This is a genomic window from Streptomyces sp. NPDC017676 (assembly GCF_044329325.1).
In the GTDB taxonomy this organism is placed as follows: Bacteria; Actinomycetota; Actinomycetes; order Streptomycetales; family Streptomycetaceae; genus Streptomyces.
The window spans coordinates 56178-72558 of the sequence record NZ_JBIRJA010000005.1; the positions used below are offsets into that span (position 1 = coordinate 56178).

16 protein-coding genes are annotated in these 16381 nt (G+C 72.3%); 9 read left to right on the top strand and 7 right to left on the bottom strand.

What is annotated here, in order from left to right:
- Window positions 1-122 precede the first annotated feature (122 nt).
- Window positions 123-515 carry an ankyrin repeat domain-containing protein gene (locus tag ACH4LD_RS12420; protein ID WP_132786625.1) on the bottom strand — a complete coding sequence of 131 codons (393 nt, stop codon included), beginning with the start codon at window positions 513-515 and terminating at the stop codon, window positions 123-125.
- Between the two features lie 294 nt (window positions 516-809).
- Between ACH4LD_RS12420 and ACH4LD_RS12425 the strand changes: the two genes are divergently transcribed.
- Together ACH4LD_RS12425 and ACH4LD_RS12430 are read left to right on the top strand one after the other, a co-directional pair.
- Window positions 810-1004 carry a hypothetical protein gene (locus tag ACH4LD_RS12425; protein WP_014671463.1) on the top strand — a complete coding sequence of 65 codons (195 nt, stop codon included), beginning with the start codon at window positions 810-812 and terminating at the stop codon, window positions 1002-1004.
- A gap of 40 nt (window positions 1005-1044) precedes the next feature.
- Window positions 1045-2763, top strand: coding sequence for a hypothetical protein (locus ACH4LD_RS12430; protein ID WP_398055926.1), 1719 nt, complete (start codon window positions 1045-1047; stop codon window positions 2761-2763).
- A 202-nt stretch (window positions 2764-2965) separates the two neighbouring features.
- On the opposite strand, the gene ACH4LD_RS12435 is transcribed toward ACH4LD_RS12430, so the two are convergent.
- Window positions 2966-4474: a PLP-dependent aminotransferase family protein gene (locus ACH4LD_RS12435; protein ID WP_132786623.1), complete on the bottom strand. Its 1509-nt coding sequence runs from the start codon at window positions 4472-4474 to the stop codon at window positions 2966-2968.
- 103 nt (window positions 4475-4577) lie between these two features.
- Here ACH4LD_RS12435 and ACH4LD_RS12440 point away from each other — a divergent pair, with 103 nt between their 5' ends.
- The 4 genes from ACH4LD_RS12440 (at window position 4578) to ACH4LD_RS12455 (ending at window position 8108) form a co-directional block, all read left to right on the top strand.
- Window positions 4578-5279, top strand: a complete 702-nt coding sequence (locus ACH4LD_RS12440) for a YitT family protein (RefSeq protein ID WP_398055925.1) — start codon at window positions 4578-4580, stop codon at window positions 5277-5279.
- Window positions 5276-6052 (top strand): glycerophosphodiester phosphodiesterase, encoded by a 777-nt coding sequence (locus ACH4LD_RS12445; protein ID WP_398055924.1) that lies wholly within the window; start codon window positions 5276-5278, stop codon window positions 6050-6052. Before ACH4LD_RS12440 ends, ACH4LD_RS12445 begins: the two co-directional genes overlap by 4 nt.
- Before the next feature lie 56 nt (window positions 6053-6108).
- On the top strand, window positions 6109-7455 hold the full coding sequence (locus tag ACH4LD_RS12450; protein WP_398055923.1) for an MFS transporter: 1347 nt from the start codon (window positions 6109-6111) through the stop codon (window positions 7453-7455).
- Window positions 7456-7733: 278 nt separating this feature from the next.
- Window positions 7734-8108, top strand: a complete 375-nt coding sequence (locus tag ACH4LD_RS12455; RefSeq protein ID WP_003977404.1) for an RNA polymerase-binding protein RbpA — start codon at window positions 7734-7736, stop codon at window positions 8106-8108.
- A gap of 83 nt (window positions 8109-8191) precedes the next feature.
- Here ACH4LD_RS12455 and fxsA read toward each other — a convergent pair whose 3' ends face one another.
- The 4 genes from fxsA to ACH4LD_RS12475 form a co-directional block, all read right to left on the bottom strand.
- On the bottom strand, window positions 8192-8743 hold the full coding sequence (fxsA, locus tag ACH4LD_RS12460; RefSeq protein ID WP_398055922.1) for an FxsA family membrane protein: 552 nt from the start codon (window positions 8741-8743) through the stop codon (window positions 8192-8194).
- Window positions 8744-8834: 91 nt separating this feature from the next.
- Window positions 8835-9629 (bottom strand): polyprenol monophosphomannose synthase, encoded by a 795-nt coding sequence (locus tag ACH4LD_RS12465; protein WP_132786618.1) that lies wholly within the window; start codon window positions 9627-9629, stop codon window positions 8835-8837.
- Between the two features lie 559 nt (window positions 9630-10188).
- Window positions 10189-11796: an amidohydrolase gene (locus ACH4LD_RS12470; protein ID WP_398055921.1), complete on the bottom strand. Its 1608-nt coding sequence runs from the start codon at window positions 11794-11796 to the stop codon at window positions 10189-10191.
- 82 nt (window positions 11797-11878) lie between these two features.
- A complete protein-coding gene (locus tag ACH4LD_RS12475) occupies window positions 11879-12319 on the bottom strand; it encodes an Lrp/AsnC family transcriptional regulator (protein ID WP_014671472.1) in 441 nt (146 codons plus the stop codon).
- Window positions 12320-12555: 236 nt separating this feature from the next.
- Between ACH4LD_RS12475 and ACH4LD_RS12480 the strand changes: the two genes are divergently transcribed.
- Window positions 12556-12990 carry a hypothetical protein gene (locus ACH4LD_RS12480; protein WP_103816504.1) on the top strand — a complete coding sequence of 145 codons (435 nt, stop codon included), beginning with the start codon at window positions 12556-12558 and terminating at the stop codon, window positions 12988-12990.
- 67 nt (window positions 12991-13057) lie between these two features.
- The gene (locus ACH4LD_RS12485) at window positions 13058-13297 is read left to right on the top strand and encodes a hypothetical protein (protein WP_398055920.1); all 240 of its coding nucleotides are present in this window, start codon (window positions 13058-13060) and stop codon (window positions 13295-13297) included.
- 336 nt (window positions 13298-13633) lie between these two features.
- Here ACH4LD_RS12485 and ACH4LD_RS12490 read toward each other — a convergent pair whose 3' ends face one another.
- Entirely contained in the window at window positions 13634-14806 is a 1173-nt protein-coding gene (locus ACH4LD_RS12490; protein ID WP_398055919.1) for an acyl-CoA dehydrogenase family protein, read from the bottom strand.
- 331 nt (window positions 14807-15137) lie between these two features.
- Here ACH4LD_RS12490 and ACH4LD_RS12495 point away from each other — a divergent pair, with 331 nt between their 5' ends.
- Entirely contained in the window at window positions 15138-16370 is a 1233-nt protein-coding gene (locus tag ACH4LD_RS12495) for a glycoside hydrolase family 18 protein (protein ID WP_132786615.1), read from the top strand.
- Window positions 16371-16381: the final 11 nt, after the last annotated feature.

Sequence of the window (16381 nt, forward strand, 5' to 3'; positions counted from 1 at the left end):
CCATCGCGTCCGTGAATCACGTCGTCATGATGACCCGCGGTGTGTGCTGCCGCGACCGTATTTCCGGCGGCCCTGTACCGCCTCCCCCGTTTTCCGTGTCCTACTTGCTCAGTGCGTCGACGTCAGTGGACGCCGAACAGTTGCAGAAGCTCTGTCCTGCCGAACATCCGGGCCGTGTCGACGGCCGACGGCGTGCCTGCGGAAGGATCGGCTCCGCCCTCCAGGAGGGCCTTGATGACGTCCGTCTCACCCTTGAAGACGGCACCCGCGAGCGGGGTCTGGCCCCGGTCGTTGACCTGGTTCGCCGCCGCGCCGCGGGCGAGCAGCGCGCGTACCGCGTCGGCGTGACCGTGGTAGGCGGCGAGCATCACCAGGGAGTCGCCGCGGTCGTTGGTGAGGTTCGCCGGAACACCCGCGTCGACATACGCCACGAGCGCCTCGGTCTGCCCCTGCCGGGCCAGATCGAAGATCTTGGTCGCCAGCTCCACGACCTCGGGGTCGGGAACTTCACTCATCGGCCGGACCGCCTCTCCATGCTGATTCGGGGACTGCTTCGTACGGGTGAATCGCCAGCGTACTGGCTCGCGTGGCACATGACCCGATCTGCCCGAGGCAAAGATCAGCAGCAGCGCCCACCGGACGCTCCGCACCGACATCACGCCTGGTCAACCGCGTTCTGACACACTCACCCGAGTGAGGGAAATCTACCGTTTTTCACCCAGTTGCACCTTTAATCGTATGGATACATCCTGTGATCCTGGAAGAACTCATGGTGACTGTCCCCCACCATCGACACCAGGAGGCCCCAAATGATCCTCTCGCTCTCAGGCGTGCTGCTGCTCGGCGTCGTCGTCTTCCTGTTCTTCCGCAAGGACGGACTGAAGGGCTCGCACGCCACGGTGTCGGCACTCTTCGGCTTCTACCTGTCGACCACAGGCATCGCCCCGAGCATCAAAGCCGGAGGAGAGAGCCTGGCCAGCCTCCTGGGCGGCATCAAGTTCTGACCCTTCCAGTCCCGCCCGCACGCACCATCAGGAGACAGCAGTGGCCCGGCGCCCTCTCCCCCGCATTCTGAGCAAGGACAGCGCCCAGATCGCCCGGACGCAGATCGCCCGGAGCAGGGAGCTGGCCCGGACGGCGGCCGACAGCGCCACCGACGTCCTCCAGCCGCTGATCACCGTGACGCGCGGGCTGCGCCTGCTGGCCTCGGCCGGCCGGCGCAGATGGGCGGAGACGCCCAAGGACAAGCGCGGGCCACTGCTGTTCTTCGTGGCTTCCATGGTCCTGATCGTGGCCCTGATGCCGTACGGGCCGCTGTTCGCCGTCATCGCCGTGATGGCGGCAGCGGCCTGGCACGGCCGCGACCGCACCCCGTCGGCGCCCGAGGGACCCGACGAGTCCCAGACCCAACGGCTCCAGGCGCTGTACGAGGCCCTGGTGCCGTGCTTCTCCAGCTCCGAGGACCCGGCGCCGCTGTACGCGCACGGCGGGGAGTGGGAGAAGGCCTACGTCGCCCACGAGTTCGACGACGCCGGACGCATCGGCCACCTCGTGATCCGCTACCCCGCCTACTTCCCGGACGGCGAGCCCGCGGCCCGCGCGCGGATCGAGCAGTTGCTCACCGCGAAGGCCGGGCGGAGCCGCGAGTACCACTTCGCCTGGGACGAGGAGGGCAACCAGCTCACCGTCACCGCCCTCCCACCGCTGCCCGCCGACATCCCCGCCCAGCGCTTCGTCACCGCGCCCGGCGAAACAGTCCTCGGCTTCACCGACCCCAGTGAGGTCCAGCGCACGCTCCCCCTCTCCTACGGGGAGGAACGGGTCGACGTGCCGCCGGTCGTCTGGCGCACCGGCATCCGCTCCACCGAGCCGCACCTGCTGGCCATGGGCCACCCCGGCAGCGGCACGTCCACCCTGTTGCGCTCGGTCGCCATCCAGGCCCTCCAGTACGGCGACGTGCTGATCGTCGACGGCGGCGGCACCGGCGAGTACGCCTGCCTGACCGGACGGAACGGCGTCCTGGCCGTGGAGTGCGCGCTGCCCGGGGCGCTGGCCAGCCTGGAGTGGGCCGCGCGGGAGACCGAGCGGCGGCTCGTCGCGATCAACCTCGCGCGGCAGGCGGGCGACCCACCGCCCCCGGACACCCGGCGCCCGCTGTGGATCGTGCTGGACCGCCCGGGCGTCTTCGCCCACCTCGCCCTGGCGGACGGCCGCAAGGACCCGCAGGCGCTGCTCCAGGTGCCGTTGCGGCACGGCCGCGCGGCGAACGTGACCGTGGTCGTGGCCGAGCAGTTCGACAGCGCGGAGGTGCTCAGCGACGCGGTACGACAGCACACGCGCGCGCGTGTCGTGCTCGGGTCCGCCGCGCCGGAGGAGGTGGAGGCGGTGCTGGGGGCGTCACCGCACACGACGTCGATGGCGCACGTGCCGCCCGGGCGGGGGTACGCCCGGCTGGGGTCCGGTCCGGTGCACCGGCTCCAGGTGCCGCGTACGCCGGATCCGTACGACGACGCCACGAGTGACGCCGACCGGCAGGCGGTGCTGGAGCTGCTGCCACCGCGGACCACCGCCGTGGAGGAGGAGCCGACGGCTCCCTTGAACCCGACGGCTCTCGCGAAACCGGCGGCCCCCAACCCGACGGCTCTCTCGAAACAGACGGCTCTCTCGGAACCGGCGGATGTCTCGAAGTCGACGGATCTCTCGCAACCGACGGCGGGGAAGGCACCGGTCCCCGCGGAGGCTCTGGCGGCGGAGCCTTCGTAGCGCCCCGGCGGCAGCGGAACCCCGCGGCCGACGGGACTGCGACCCCCAGGGACGTGGGGAACCGGCGCGACCGGCCACGACGGTCCGGCAGCCGGACACGCACCCGATCCCCGAACCGCCAAGGCCCCGGGCCGCCAGGGCCCCAAACCGCCAAGGCCCAGGACCGCAGACCCCGAACCGCAGGGCCCCGGACCCGCCCGCCCTACGCCACGAACGTCCTCGGCGCCTCGCCCGCCACCGTCGCCCCCGACTCCACCAGCCGGGCCGCGGCGGCGAGCCGTGCCGCCGCCTCGTCCGCCACCGCTCCCCCGACGGTGAACGGAAGCCGGACATAGCCCTCGAACGCGCCGTCGACGCCGAAGCGCGGGCCGGACGGGACACGCACGCCGGTCCGTTCGCCCGCTTCCGCGAGGCGGGACCCGGACAGGCCGCCCGCGCGCACCCACAGGGTCAGGCCGCCCCGGGGCACCTCGAACTCCCAGCCGGGCAGTTCCCGGCGCAGCGCGGCCACCAGGGCGTCCCGGTTCTCCCGGGCCTGCGCCCGGCGCAGCTCGACCGCCTGCTCCCAGCCGCCGGTGCTGAAGAGCCAGTTCACGGCCAGCTGCTCCAGCACCGGTGTGCCCAGGTCGGCGTAGGCCCGCGCGGCGACCAGGCTGCGGACGACGTCGGGCGCCGCCCGCACCCAGCCGATCCGCATCCCGGCCCAGAACGCCTTGCTGGCCGAGCCGACCGTGATCACCGTGGAGCCGGCCGGGTCGAAGCCGCACACCGGGCGGGGCATGCCGCCGTCCCGGAACTCCTCCTCAAGCCACAGCTCGCTCATCGTCTCGTCGGCGACCAGCACCGTGCCGGCCGCGCGGGCCGCGTCCACCAGCCGGCGCCGCTGGTCCTCGTCGGCGAGCGCGCCGGTGGGGTTGTGGAAGTCGGCGACCACGTAGGCGATCCGCGGCGCGGCCTCGCGCAGCACCTGGCGCCAGTGGTCCAGGTCCCAGCCGGACAGGCCCTCGGCCATGGCGACGGGCACGAGCCGGGCGCCCGCCTCGCGCATCAGCTGCAGGATGTTGGCGTAGGACGGGGACTCCACGGCGATCCGCTCGCCCCGGCCCGCGAAGAGGTGGCAGATGGCGTCGATGGCGCCCATCGCGCCGGTCGTCACCATGATCTGCTCCGGCATGGTGGGGATGCCGCGCGCGGTGTACCGCTCGGCGATCATCGAACGCAGCGCGGGCAGTCCGGCCGGGTAGTCGCCGTGGGTGTGGGCGTACGGCGGCAGTTCCTCCAGGGCGCCCTGCACGGCCCGGGTGAGCCACGGCTCGGGCGCCGGGAGCGAGGCGCAGCCGAGGTCGATCACCGAGCCCAGGGCCTCGGGCGGCAGGGGTTCCAGGCCGCGGGCGGGGATGGGGTTGCCAGCCGGTACGGCGGTCCAGCTCCCGGCGCCGCGCCGGGACTCCAGGAAGCCCTCACCGCGCAGCGCCTCGTAGGCCGCCGCGACGGTGGTGCGGCTGACGGACAGGGCCAGGGCCAGTTCGCGTTCCGCGGGCAGGCGCGCGGCCACCGGGACCCGGCCCTCCAGCACGAGCAGCCGGACGCCGTCGGCGAGGGCGCGATAGGCGGGGGGACGGCGGGTGCCGGGGCCGGCCGGGCGGTCCTGCTGGGAGTTGAGGAGCCGGGCGAGCTGCGCGGCCCCCACGGCCGAGGTCCACTGCGCCATGAAGATCAGTCCACCTTCCCCGAATTGGCCATGGATGACGATTCTTCCCAAGCCACAGAGTGTCATGCGTCAGGCCACAGCCACCACCCAGGGGGGTATGTCCATGTCCGCTCCCAGTCCATCCGCTCCCAGTCCATCCGCTCCCAGTCCATCCGCTCACGGCCGCCACCTCGGACGGCGGCTGGTCCAGCTGTACGCCGGGCTCACGCTGTACGGCGCGAGTTCCGCGCTGCTCGTGGCGGCGGGCCTGGGCCTGGAGCCGTGGAACGTGCTGCACCAGGGGCTCGCGGAGCTGACCGGGCTGAGCATCGGGGTGGTGTCGATCATCGTGGGCGCGGCGGTGCTGCTCCTGTGGATCCCGCTGCGCCAGCGCCCCGGTCTCGGCACGGTCTCCAACGTCTTCGTGGTCGGACTCGCCATGGACGGCACGCTCGCCCTGCTCCCGGACGCGCACGCCCTCACCGCCCGTGTCCCGTTGCTGCTCGCGGGGATCGTGCTGAACGGCGCGGCGACCGGCCTCTACATCGCGGCGCGCTTCGGGCCGGGCCCGCGCGACGGGCTGATGACGGGCCTGCACCGGCGCACCGGCCGGTCGATCCGGCTGATGCGGACGGCGGTGGAGGTCGCGGTGGTGGTCACCGGATTCGTCCTGGGCGGCACCATCGGGGTGGGCACCGTGCTCTACGCCGTGTCCATCGGACCGCTGGCGCAGGCCTTCCTGCGGGTGTTCGCCTTCCCGTCGGCACCGGCGGGCAGCACCGTCGTTGCCACGGCGACACCCGGGCGCGCGATACTGCGACCGTGAGCCTCACGACACCACGCCCGCGCCACCCCTTCCTGGACCACCAGGGGCCGATCGCCTTCGCCCACCGGGGCGGGGCGGCCGACGGGCTGGAGAACACCGTGGCCCAGTTCCGGCGCGCGGTGGAGCTGGGCTACCGCTACATCGAGACGGATGTGCACGCCACGGCGGACGGCCGGCTGGTCGCCTTCCACGACGCGACCCTGGACCGGGTCACCGACGGCGCGGGCCGGATCGCCGGCCTGCCCTGGGCGGACGTGCGGCACGCGCGCGTGGGCGGCCGTGAACCGGTGCCGCTGTTCGAGGAGCTGCTGGAGATCTTCCCCGAGGTGCGCTGGAACGTCGACGTCAAGGCGGAGCCCGCGCTGCGGCCCCTGCTGGAGCTGGTCGAGCGCACGGACGCCTGGGACCGGATCTGCGTGGGCTCCTTCTCCGAGGCACGCGTGCTGCGGGCCCAGCGGCTGGCGGGGCCCCGGCTGGCCACCTCGTTCGGCACGCGCGGAGTGCTGAGCCTGCGGCTGCGCTCGTGGGGGCTGCCGGCCGCGGTGCGCCGGTCGGCCGTGGCCGCGCAGGTGCCGGAGGCGCAGTCGGGCGTGCCCGTCGTCGACCACCGCTTCGTCCGCGCCGCCCATGCGCGCGGGCTCCAGGTGCACGTGTGGACGATCAACGAGGCGGAACGGATGCACCGGCTCCTGGACCTGGGGGTTGATGGCATCATGACCGATCACATCGACACGTTGCGCAAGGTGATGGAGGACCGCGGCGTCTGGGTCTGACCGCCCGGCAGCCTCGGCCCGGGCCTTCGCGGTTGAGCGGGGAAGCGAGGGCACGGGTGAGCACCGACACCGTGCGGGCGGGGGCGGCGGACGAGTCCGCCGGCCTCGGGCGCGAGCAGCGCGGCTGGTACGTCTACGACTGGGCGTGCTCGGTCTATTCGACGAGCGTCCTCACCGTCTTCCTCGGTCCGTACCTCACCTCGGTCGCCGAGCACGCGGCGGACGCCGACGGCTATGTGCACCCGCTGGGCGTCCCGGTCCGGGCCGGCTCCTTCTTCGCGTACTCGGTGTCCCTGTCGGTGGTCCTGGCCGTCGTCGTGATGCCCCTGGTGGGCAGCGCGGCCGACCGCACGGGCCGCAAGAAGCCGCTGCTCGCGGCGGCGGCGTACACCGGCGCGGCGGCGACCACCGGGATGTTCTTCCTGGACGGCGACCGGTACCTGCTCGGCGGGGTGCTGCTCGTCGTGGCCAACGCGGCGCAGTCCGTCGGGATGATGCTCTACAACTCCTATCTGCCGCAGATCGCGCCGCCCGAGCAGCGTGACGCGGTCTCCTCCCGGGGCTGGGCCTTCGGCTACGCGGCGGGCTCACTCGTCCTCGTCGCGAACCTGGTGCTGTACTCGGCGCACGACTCCTTCGGCCTCTCCGAGACCGCCGCCGTCCGGGTCTGCCTGGCCTCGGCGGGCCTGTGGTGGGGCGCCTTCACGCTCGTACCGCTGCGCCGGCTGCGCGACCGCCACGCGCGTGTGGGCCGGGCCACGGCACCGGGGCTGCGGCAGCTGGCCGCGACGGTCCGGGACATGCGCCGGCATCCGCTGACCCTGGCGTTCCTGCTGGCGTACCTCGTCTACAACGACGGCATCCAGACGGTGATCACCCAGGCCTCGGTCTACGGCTCCGAGGAGCTGGGTCTCGGCCAGTCGACGCTGATCGGGGCGGTGCTGCTGGTGCAGGTGCTGGCCGTGGCGGGGGCGCTGGCGATGGGCCGGCTGGCGCGGACGTACGGCGCGCAGCGGACGATCCTGGGCTCGCTGGTGGCGTGGACGCTCACGCTGGCGGCCGGCTGGTTCCTGCCCGCGCGGGCGCCGGTGTGGTTCTTCGTGCTGGCCGCCGGGATCGGCCTGGTCCTCGGCGGCAGCCAGGCGCTGTCCCGGTCGCTGTTCTCCCATCTGGTGCCCCCGGGCAAGGAGGCCGAGTACTTCTCGGCGTACGAGATGAGCGACCGCGGGATGAGCTGGCTCGGGCCGCTGCTGTTCGGCGTGACCTACCAGCTGACCGGCAGCTACCGGTCGGCGATCTTCTCACTGGTGGCCTTCTTCGTCGTCGGCTTCGTCCTGCTGGCGCGGGTCCCGGTTCGGCGTGCGATCTCCGAGGCGGGGAACCCGGTTCCGGAGAAGATCTAGCGCCGATTTAGCACTCGGCGTGAAAGGGCGGTAGTGTACGCGTTTGGCCTGCCAGGCGTACCGTTACTGCGCGTCAAAGATGCCGAAACGCTGGGTGACATCTGCTAGCAGATGTGACAAACCGGGCGCCTGTGGGTAGAACAAGGGGCGGCTACGACGGCGACGCATGACCCGGAACGGGACTCGGAACGGGAATCTTTACCGCCGACCGGACGTTGACCGGATGACGACGACAGCGACACCTGTCCTGTGGGCGACAAGCCCGGGAGGCACGATTCATGAGTGAGCGAGCTCTTCGCGGTACGCGCCTCGTGGTGACCAGCTACGAGACGGACCGCGGTATCGACCTGGCCCCGCGCCAGGCCGTGGAGTACGCATGCGAGAAGGGGCACCGCTTCGAGATGCCCTTCTCGGTCGAGGCGGAGATCCCGCCGGAGTGGGAGTGCAAGGTATGTGGTGCCCAGGCACTCCTCGTGGACGGCGACGGCCCTGAGGAGAAGAAGGCCAAGCCCGCGCGTACCCACTGGGACATGCTGATGGAGCGACGCACCCGTGAGGAACTCGAAGAGGTCCTTGAGGAGCGTCTGGCGGTGCTGCGCTCGGGGGCGATGAACATCGCGGTCCACCCCAGGGACAGCCGCAAGAGCGCGTAACGCGCATACAGCACAACGACCGAGGGCGCCGTACGTCTCCTACGTACGGCGCCCTCGGTCGTTGCCATTTCCGTGCGGGATGCTCAGCGCGTGAGCGGGGGCCTCTGCTCCCCCGGCTCGGGCCGGTCCTCCCTGATGACCTCGCCCTGCACCACCTTGCCGTCCGGCCGGTGGATGCGGACCTGCTGGAACGCGTCGCCCAGGCTGCCCGGGGCGGCCTTGCGCAGACTCCGCTCCAGGGCGTTCTCCGCCAAGCGGCTCACCGCCTTCTGGACCGGCGGCAGCAGCAGGAGCAGGCCCGCCGCGTCCGAGACCAGGCCCGGGATCATCAGCAGCAGGCCGCCGAGCATCATCAGGCCGTTGCCGCCGCCGCGCGCCGGTGAGCCGCCCCGCTGCACCGCCTCGTTCAGACTCTGGAAGGCACGGCGGCCCGCCCGCTTGATGACCACGGACCCCGCCACGAGGCCCGCGACCAGCAGCAGGAACACCGTGAGACCGCCCGCCGCGCCCGCGACCAGGGTCAGCAGCCAGATCTCCAGCACCAGCCACGCGGCGAGGCCCAGCGGCAGATACCTGCGCAGCCGGGAGCGCCGGCGGCGGGCGGTGTACGGAGAGGTCGGAGCGCCAGTCGTCATGGTCCCAGTGTGCCTGGGCACGCCTCAGCGCGGGATAAGGGGGTGATCGGCCGGCGCGGACCGGCCGACCGGCGCAGCCGCGAGCCGGCCGCTACGCCTGCTTGTCCCTGCCGGTGAGCTTGCCGAGCCGGTCCCCGACGCCCCAGGAGGTGACCCGCCACAGGGCCTCGACCACGATGTCCCGGCTCATCTTGGAGTCGCCCAGTTCCCGCTCGACGAAGGTGATGGGGACCTCGACGACGTGGTAGCCGGCCTTCACCGCGCGGCGGGCCAGGTCGACCTGGAAGCAGTAGCCCTGCGAGGCGACCTCGCCGAGGCCGAGGCCCTCCAGCGTCTCGCGACGGAAGGCCCGGAAGCCGCCGGTCACGTCCTTGATCGGCACGTCGAGCATGAGCCGCGAGTACGTGGAGCCGCCCCGCGAGAGGAACTCCCGGGACTTCGGCCAGTTCACCACCCGGCCGCCGGGCACCCAGCGGGAACCGAGGACCAGGTCGGCGCCCTTGAGCGCGGTGAGCAGCCGGGGCAGTTCCTCGGGCTGGTGGGAGCCGTCGGCATCCATCTCGATCAGCACGCCGTAGTCCCGCTCCAGGCCCCATCGGAAGCCCGCGAGGTAGGCGGCGCCGAGGCCCTCCTTGCCCTTGCGGTGCAGCACGTGGACGTGCTCGTCGTCGGCGGCCAGTTCGTCGGCGAGCTTGCCGGTGCCGTCGGGGCTGTTGTCGTCCGCGATCAGCACGTGCGCCTCGGGGACGGCCTTGCGCACCCGGCCGACGATGGACTTGATGTTCTCCGCCTCGTTGTAGGTCGGGATGATCACCAAGGCCGTGCCGAGCGGGCCGAACTGCCTCCCCTGGGCCTTGGCCGCGAGGGTCCCGTCGCCGTCGTTCACTGCTGCCCCTTCATGTCGTACGCAGGGGTCCACCATAGTGGCCGCGGCCTGGGAAGACGTGACAGCGCGTTCGTATGGTGGTGTCGGTTCCACAAGAGCGGGGTAAGAAGGACTTTTTCGGTACCTTCCCACCACGTGCTGAACACCTTCGTACCACGGCGGATGGGGGCCCGGCGCCCTTCGGTCCGACCCGGGACCCGCTGGCTGCGGGTCGACCGGAAGCCGTTGTCTACTGAACGCCCGGGCCCCACCCGGGTCACACCTGGCCGACCCGCGAGAACGTTCCCCTCGTCGGCGCGGGCGCTGAGCCTGGCTCCCAGTGACGGTGCCCCGGTGCGGCACACCGTCCCTGACCCAGCGGCGCTGCGACGAGTCGGCTGAACGTCCCCCGGTCGGGCGTCCGGTGGTGGACTCGGACGAACCTACCCGCCCCTGGCCGCCGACTGTCAACAGCCCTCTGAACTGCGCGGACGGCACCGGTGGCGCGGCCGGTGGGGAGGATGCGCAGGTGGGGCGGCGGGGCCCCGGCGGCCCGGGCCGCCCACGCCGCCCCGGGAGATCACTCGCCCGGCCGTACGAACACCGTCCGCCCGCCGACCACGGTCCGCAGGCAGACCGGCAGGTCACGGCCCGGAGTGAGGTCGGGCAGGCCGGGCGTGCCGGAGCGCGGATCGGTGGACCAGCGGGCGACCCGGTCGTCGGGGGCCTGCACGATCAGCTCGTCGGTCCGCCAGACGGCGTAGTCGGCGGGGGCGCCCGGGACCAGGACACCCGCGTCGTCGCGGCCGACGGCGCGCCAGCCGCCGCGCGTGTGCGCGGTGAAGGCGGCGCGGACGGAGATGCGGTGCTCGGGCGTGCGGTGGAAGGCGGCGGCACGGACCGTGCCCCAGGGGTCGAGCGGGGTGACCGGGCTGTCGGAGCCGAACGCGAGCGGTACACCGGAGCGGAGCAGGGCCGCGAACGGGTTGAGGGTGCGGGCCCGCTCCGCCCCCAGGCGCCGGGCGTACATGCCGTCCTCGCCACCCCACAGCGCGTCGAAGGCGGGCTGGACGGAGGCGATCAGGCCCAGCTCGGCGAAGCCGGCGACGGTGTCGGGGGTGAGCATCTCGGCGTGTTCGACGCGGTGCCGGGCGGCACGGATCCGGGCGAGGCCGACCTTCTCGGCGGCGGCGCGCACGCCCTCCACCACGGCCGCCACGGCGGCGTCGCCGATGGCGTGGAAGCCGGCCTGGAGGCCCGCCTCGGTGCAGGCCACGACGTGGGCGGCGACGGCGTCGGCGTCCAGGTAGGCGGTGCCGCTGTGGCCGGCGTCGGCGTACGGCTCGTGCAGGCAGGCGGTGTGCGAGCCGAGGGCGCCGTCGGCGAAGAGGTCGCCCGCGGCGCCGGTCGCACCCAGCTCGCGGGCCTTCGCGGTGTCCTCTTCCGCCCAGTAACCCACGACCCGGGGGCCCGGCACCTCGGTGGCGAGCCGCAGCAGGCCGGTGAAGTCGTCCTCGGAGGAGATCCGCGGGCCGCCGCACTCGTGCACGGTGCCGATGCCGAGGGAGGCCGCGTGCGCCAGGGCGGTGCGCTGGGCCTCGGCGCGCTGGGCGGGGGTGATGGCGGCGAGGGCGGCCTCACGGACGGCGTGGTGGGCGTCCTTGGTGAGCGGGCCGTCCTCGCGCGGGACGTCGGCGGCGACCAGGTCCAGCAGGGCGGTGCTGACGACCGCCGAGTGCACGTCGATGCGGGACAGGTACAGCGGGCGTCCGCCGGTGGCCTCGTCCAGCTCCGCGCGGGCCGGCGGCCGGCCGCCGGGCCAGCGGGCGGCGTCCCAGCCGTGCCCCAGCAGGACCCGGTCGTCGGGGCGGGCGGCGGCGAACTCGCGGACACGGGCGAGGGCGGCCTCCAGAGAGGGGGCGCCGGACAGGTCGAGACCGGTCAGGGCGAGGCCGGTGGCGGTGGTGTGCACATGGGCGTCGGTGAAGGCGGGGGTGACCAGGGCGCCGTCGAGATCGACCACCTCGTCCACGCCGTCGGCGAAGGCGTCGGCCGCGCCCTCGGAGCCGACCCAGGCGACATGGCCCGCCTCGACGACCATCGCCGTCGCGAAGGGGTCCGCGGGGCTGTGGACCTCGCCGCGGCGGAGCAGGACGGTCTCGGGGGGCTCGGCGGTGCGGTTGCTCATGGCCGACAGTTTCTCCCGGCGCCGGGAGAGAGGCGCACTCGGGGCGCCCACAAGGCACCCGGCGCGGTCGGCGCGGCGACTGTCAGATCTTCGGCGGCCGGGCCTCGTACGGTGTCGAGAGGACCACCGTCGTCCGCGTCGAGACCCCCGCCAGCGAGCGCAGCCGGGCCAGCAGCTCCTCCAGTTCGTGCGGGGTGGACACGCGCACTTTGAGGATGTAGTTCTCGTCGCCCGCCACGCTGTGGCACGCCTCGATCTCGGGGACCCCGGCGAGGCGGTCGGCGATGTCGTCGGGGGCGCTGGGGTCGAACGGCTTCACCGAGATGAACGCGGTGAGCGGCAGCCCGACGGCCTCGGGGTCGACCACCGCGGCGTAGCCGCGGATGACGCCACGCTGCTCCAGCCTGCGCACCCGCTGGTGCACGGCCGACGTGGACAGGCCCGTGGCCTTGCCCAGGTCTGTGTAGCTCATCCGCCCGTCCTTGACGAGCAGCTGCACGATCTGACGGTCCAGCTCCTCCATGGCGCCAAAACCTACAGTGCGCTTGATCTCCTCGGATACCTCAGAGGTGCAGGTCATTGCCTGTTCGGCAGAAAATGCACCGGGACGGGCACCTGCACACGGCATGTGACGAAGACCACACGTCTCGAACACAGGCTCCGTGATGTTCTCGTGATTACCGCCGAGAGCGGACGGGAAGTGCTTGCTGTGGTCGAGGCCGCAGCGCCTTCACGGCCCAGCCTTAGGGGGAGAATCCCATGCAGAGTACCCATCGCCCTGGTCGTTCCGCGTCCACGCACCGGCAGTCGGTCGCCGAACCCGAGCCGGAGGGCGTCGAACCCGACGCCTTCGAAGACGATCTGGACGCCTACGACACCTTCGAGATGTACCGGGTGATCTGCCCGGACTGCGCGCAGCCGATCGCGCTGCTGGCGGACGAGGAGGTGCTGCCGGAGCACGCGCTGTGCGCCTCGCCGTGGAACCCGTTCGGGCTCACGGTGTGCGCGGGCACGGGCCGTGCGGCGGCCGACGCCCGCCCCGCGGACGAGTCCTTCGAGCCGCAGGAGCAGGACACCGCCCTGCTGCTCACGCTTCCCCAGGGCCTGAACTGGCGGACGCAGCCCTTCTCGCACGTCGGCGGCCCGGGCTCGCGCCCGATGCGCGTGCCGTCGATGCGCCGCCAGGCCGCCTGAGCCGGCTCACCCCGCCCACGCGTACGCGCCTTGCCGGGCACACCGGCCGCCGTGGCGCGGGATCAGCGTGTCCGAGACCACGGAAACGGCGACCTCCCCCGCGCACGCCCACCGGCAGGCGACGCCCCGCATGACGATCGCGTGCCGCCGGGCGGTGCACTGGAGTCGCCGTCTCCAGGCGCTCGCGCCCGACGTCACTTCCCGGGGGCGGATCGCCCTCGCGGCGGTACGGCATGACGCCCGGCGGGGCGCATCCGTGCTCGGGGTGCTCGTCGAGCGGTACGGGAAGGCCGACGGTCACAATTGAACCTGCATGACGAGGAGTTGACGACGCGTCAGCCGCCTCGCGGGTGCCTGGGGAGGGACCCGGACGGGGATGAACAGAAGCTCGATTCCGTGGGGAGGTGACCTGTCCGGCCGTCGGCGCGTTCCCCTGGTATGACCCCCACGTACTCGGCACCCGGGCGTCAGCGCCGTATCTTCGTCCCGCGCCCCGGAGAATCGGTTCCGCCGGCCGCGCCGCCGGACCCGCCCATCTACCGCGACCTCATGCGGACCTGGGCCGACCGCGGCCGTACCCTGCCCGGCCGCCATGACCCGGAGTGGGTCAGGCTGGCGGCCCCGACGGTGCTCACGGGCCAGTTCAGCGACCTTCTGGCCCCGCCACGTGACGGGCGATGACCATCCGCTGGATCTGGTTGGTGCCCTCGACGATCTGCAGGACCTTGGCCTCGCGCATATAGCGCTCGGCCGGGAAGTCGGCGGTGTAGCCGTAGCCGCCCATGATCTGCACCGCGTCCGTGGTGACCTTCATGGCGGTGTCGGTGCAGTGCAGCTTGGCCATCGCGGCCTGCTTGGCGAACGGCCTGCCCGCGTCCCGCAGCCGGGCGGCGGCGAGATACAGCGCGCGGCCCGCCTCGATCTGCGTGGCCATGTCGGCGATCATGAAACGCAGGCCCTGGAAGTCGGCGACGGGCCGGCCGAACTGGCGGCGCTGGGTGGCGTAGCGCACCGCCTCGTCCAGTGCGGCCTGGGCGAGGCCGATGGCGCAGGCCGCGATGCCGAGCCGGCCCGAGTCGAGCGCCGCCAGGGCGATGGAGAAGCCCTGGCCCTCCTCGCCGATGCGCCGGTCGTCCGGGACGCGGACGCCGTCGAGGTGCACCTGCGCGGTGGGTGAGCCCTTCAGGCCCATCTTCTTCTCCGGTGCGGCACCGCTCAGGCCGGGGGCGTCGCCGGGCACGAGGAAGGCGGTGATCCCGCGCGGGCCGTCCTCCCCGGTGCGGGCCATCACGGTGTAGAAATCGGCGATGCCGCCGTGCGTGATCCATGCCTTGGTGCCGTCGATCACCCAGCGGTCGCCCTCCCGGACGGCCTTGGTGCGCAGGGAGGCGGCGTCCGAACCGGAGGACGGCTCGGACAGGCAGTACGCGCCGAGCAGGCCGCCGCCCAGCATCGCGGGCAGGTGCTCGACCTGCTGCTGCTTGGTGCCGTAGGTGGCGAGGGCGTAGGAGGCGAGGGTGTGGACGCTGACGCCGAGGCCGACGGTGAGCCGGGCCGCGGCCAGCTCCTCCAGGACCTGGAGATAGACCTCGTAGGGCTGGTCGCCGCCGCCGTACTCCGAGGGGTACGGCAGGCCCAGCAGGCCTGATTCGGAGAGCAGAGTGAAGATCTCGCGCGGGAAGCGTCCCGCGTCCTCCTCCTCGGCGGCCCTGGGCGCGATCTCGCGCTGGGCGATCTCCCGGACGAGGGCGAGCAGATCCCTCGCCTCTTCCGTCGGCAGTTGACGCTCCACCGGCTGCGGGTCGCGGTCGGACATGGCGTCGGGCTCCTCCCTGTTCGGGCACCGGCGGTCCGGCCCGGGGTGGGGGGCGGCTCCGCCTGGTATCGCGCTTCGCCGAAGGCGCCCGCTCCCGGGTCTCGGAAGCTGCTGACCAGCGGCATGCGCAGTGAGTATGCCCGATCAGCGACCTCCCGTCACCAGTTAACGACCGCTTACTTCAGGAGTCCAGTCGGAGCTGTGCGCAGCGGCGATATTGGTCCGAACCATTGACCTACTGGTCTAGTCCTCCTAGGGTGCATGACCAACGCTTTACCGCGTTCATGCCAATCGGCGCGCGTTCCCCTCTCCCCCACGAGGAGACACCCGAATGCACACTCCCCACCGCTCCCTCGTCCGGGCCCTCGTCTCGGCCGCGTGTACCGCCGCCCTCGGCGCCGGCCTGCTGGCCGGGACGGGCACGGCGACCGCGGCGGCCCCGAGCGCCCCGCGGCCGGCGGCCGGCTCCAAGGTCGTCGGCTACTTCACCGAATGGGGCACCTACGACCGCAAGTACTACGTCAAGAACGTCGAGACCTCCGGCTCCGCCGCCAAGCTGACCCACATCAACTACGCCTTCGGCAACGTCACCGGCGGCAAGTGCGCCATGGGCGACTCCTACGCGGCCACGGACCGGGCCTACACCGCCGCCGAGTCCGTCGACGGCGTCGCCGACACCTGGGACCAGCCGCTGCGCGGCAACTTCAACCAGCTGCTGAAGCTGAAGAAGAAGCACCCCGGTCTGAAGGTCCTGTGGTCCTTCGGCGGCTGGACCTGGTCCGGCGGCTTCGGCGAGGCCGCGAAGAACCCGGCCGCGTTCGCCCAGTCCTGCTACGACCTGGTGAAGAACTCCAAGTGGGCGGGGGTCTTCGACGGCATCGACATCGACTGGGAGTACCCGAACGCCTGCGGCAACACCTGTGACACGAGCGGACGCGAGGCGTTCAAGAACCTGATGGCGGCCCTGCGGTCGAAGTTCGGCTCCGGGAACCTGGTGACCGCGGCGATCACCGCGGACGCCACCAGCGGCGGCAAGATCGACGCGGCGAACTACGCCGGCGCCGCCCAGTACGTCGACTGGTACAACCCGATGACGTACGACTACTTCGGCGCCTGGGACGCGACCGGCCCGACCGCCCCGCACTCCCCGCTGAACTCCTACTCGGGCATCCCCAAGGCGAACTACTACACGTCGGCGACGATCGCCAAGCTCAGGGGCCTCGGCATCCCGGCCTCGAAGCTGCTCCTCGGCATCGGCTTCTACGGGCGCGGCTGGACCGGCGTCACGCAGGCGGCCCCCGGCGGTACGGCCACGGGCCCGGCGGCCGGGACGTACGAGCAGGGCATCGACGACTACAAGGTGCTCAAGACCAAGTGCCCGGCGACCGGGACCGTGGGCGGCACCGCCTACGCCAAGTGCGGCAGCGACTGGTGGAGTTACGACACCCCGGCCACCATCGCCACGAAGATGACGTACAAGAACCAGCAGGGCCTCGGCGGCACCTTCTTCTGGGAGCTGAGCGGCGACACCGCGAACGGTGAGCTGATCAAGGCGATCAACTGACGGTTCCTCCC

What these genes read in the sequence shown, in the direction of transcription:
- ACH4LD_RS12440 (WP_398055925.1), top strand. Translation starts at nt 4,578, where the DNA reads ATGTCCGCTCCCAGTCCATCCGCTCCCAGTCCATCCGCTCCCAGTCCA.
- ACH4LD_RS12455 (WP_003977404.1), top strand. Translation starts at nt 7,734, where the DNA reads ATGAGTGAGCGAGCTCTTCGCGGTACGCGCCTCGTGGTGACCAGCTAC.
- ACH4LD_RS12420 (WP_132786625.1), bottom strand. Translation starts at nt 515, where the DNA reads ATGAGTGAAGTTCCCGACCCCGAGGTCGTGGAGCTGGCGACCAAGATC.
- ACH4LD_RS12480 (WP_103816504.1), top strand. Translation starts at nt 12,556, where the DNA reads ATGCAGAGTACCCATCGCCCTGGTCGTTCCGCGTCCACGCACCGGCAG.
- ACH4LD_RS12470 (WP_398055921.1), bottom strand. Translation starts at nt 11,796, where the DNA reads ATGAGCAACCGCACCGCCGAGCCCCCCGAGACCGTCCTGCTCCGCCGC.
- ACH4LD_RS12490 (WP_398055919.1), bottom strand. Translation starts at nt 14,806, where the DNA reads ATGTCCGACCGCGACCCGCAGCCGGTGGAGCGTCAACTGCCGACGGAA.
- ACH4LD_RS12475 (WP_014671472.1), bottom strand. Translation starts at nt 12,319, where the DNA reads ATGGAGGAGCTGGACCGTCAGATCGTGCAGCTGCTCGTCAAGGACGGG.
- fxsA (WP_398055922.1), bottom strand. Translation starts at nt 8,743, where the DNA reads ATGACGACTGGCGCTCCGACCTCTCCGTACACCGCCCGCCGCCGGCGC.
- ACH4LD_RS12435 (WP_132786623.1), bottom strand. Translation starts at nt 4,474, where the DNA reads ATGGCGCAGTGGACCTCGGCCGTGGGGGCCGCGCAGCTCGCCCGGCTC.
- ACH4LD_RS12425 (WP_014671463.1), top strand. Translation starts at nt 810, where the DNA reads ATGATCCTCTCGCTCTCAGGCGTGCTGCTGCTCGGCGTCGTCGTCTTC.
- ACH4LD_RS12495 (WP_132786615.1), top strand. Translation starts at nt 15,138, where the DNA reads ATGCACACTCCCCACCGCTCCCTCGTCCGGGCCCTCGTCTCGGCCGCG.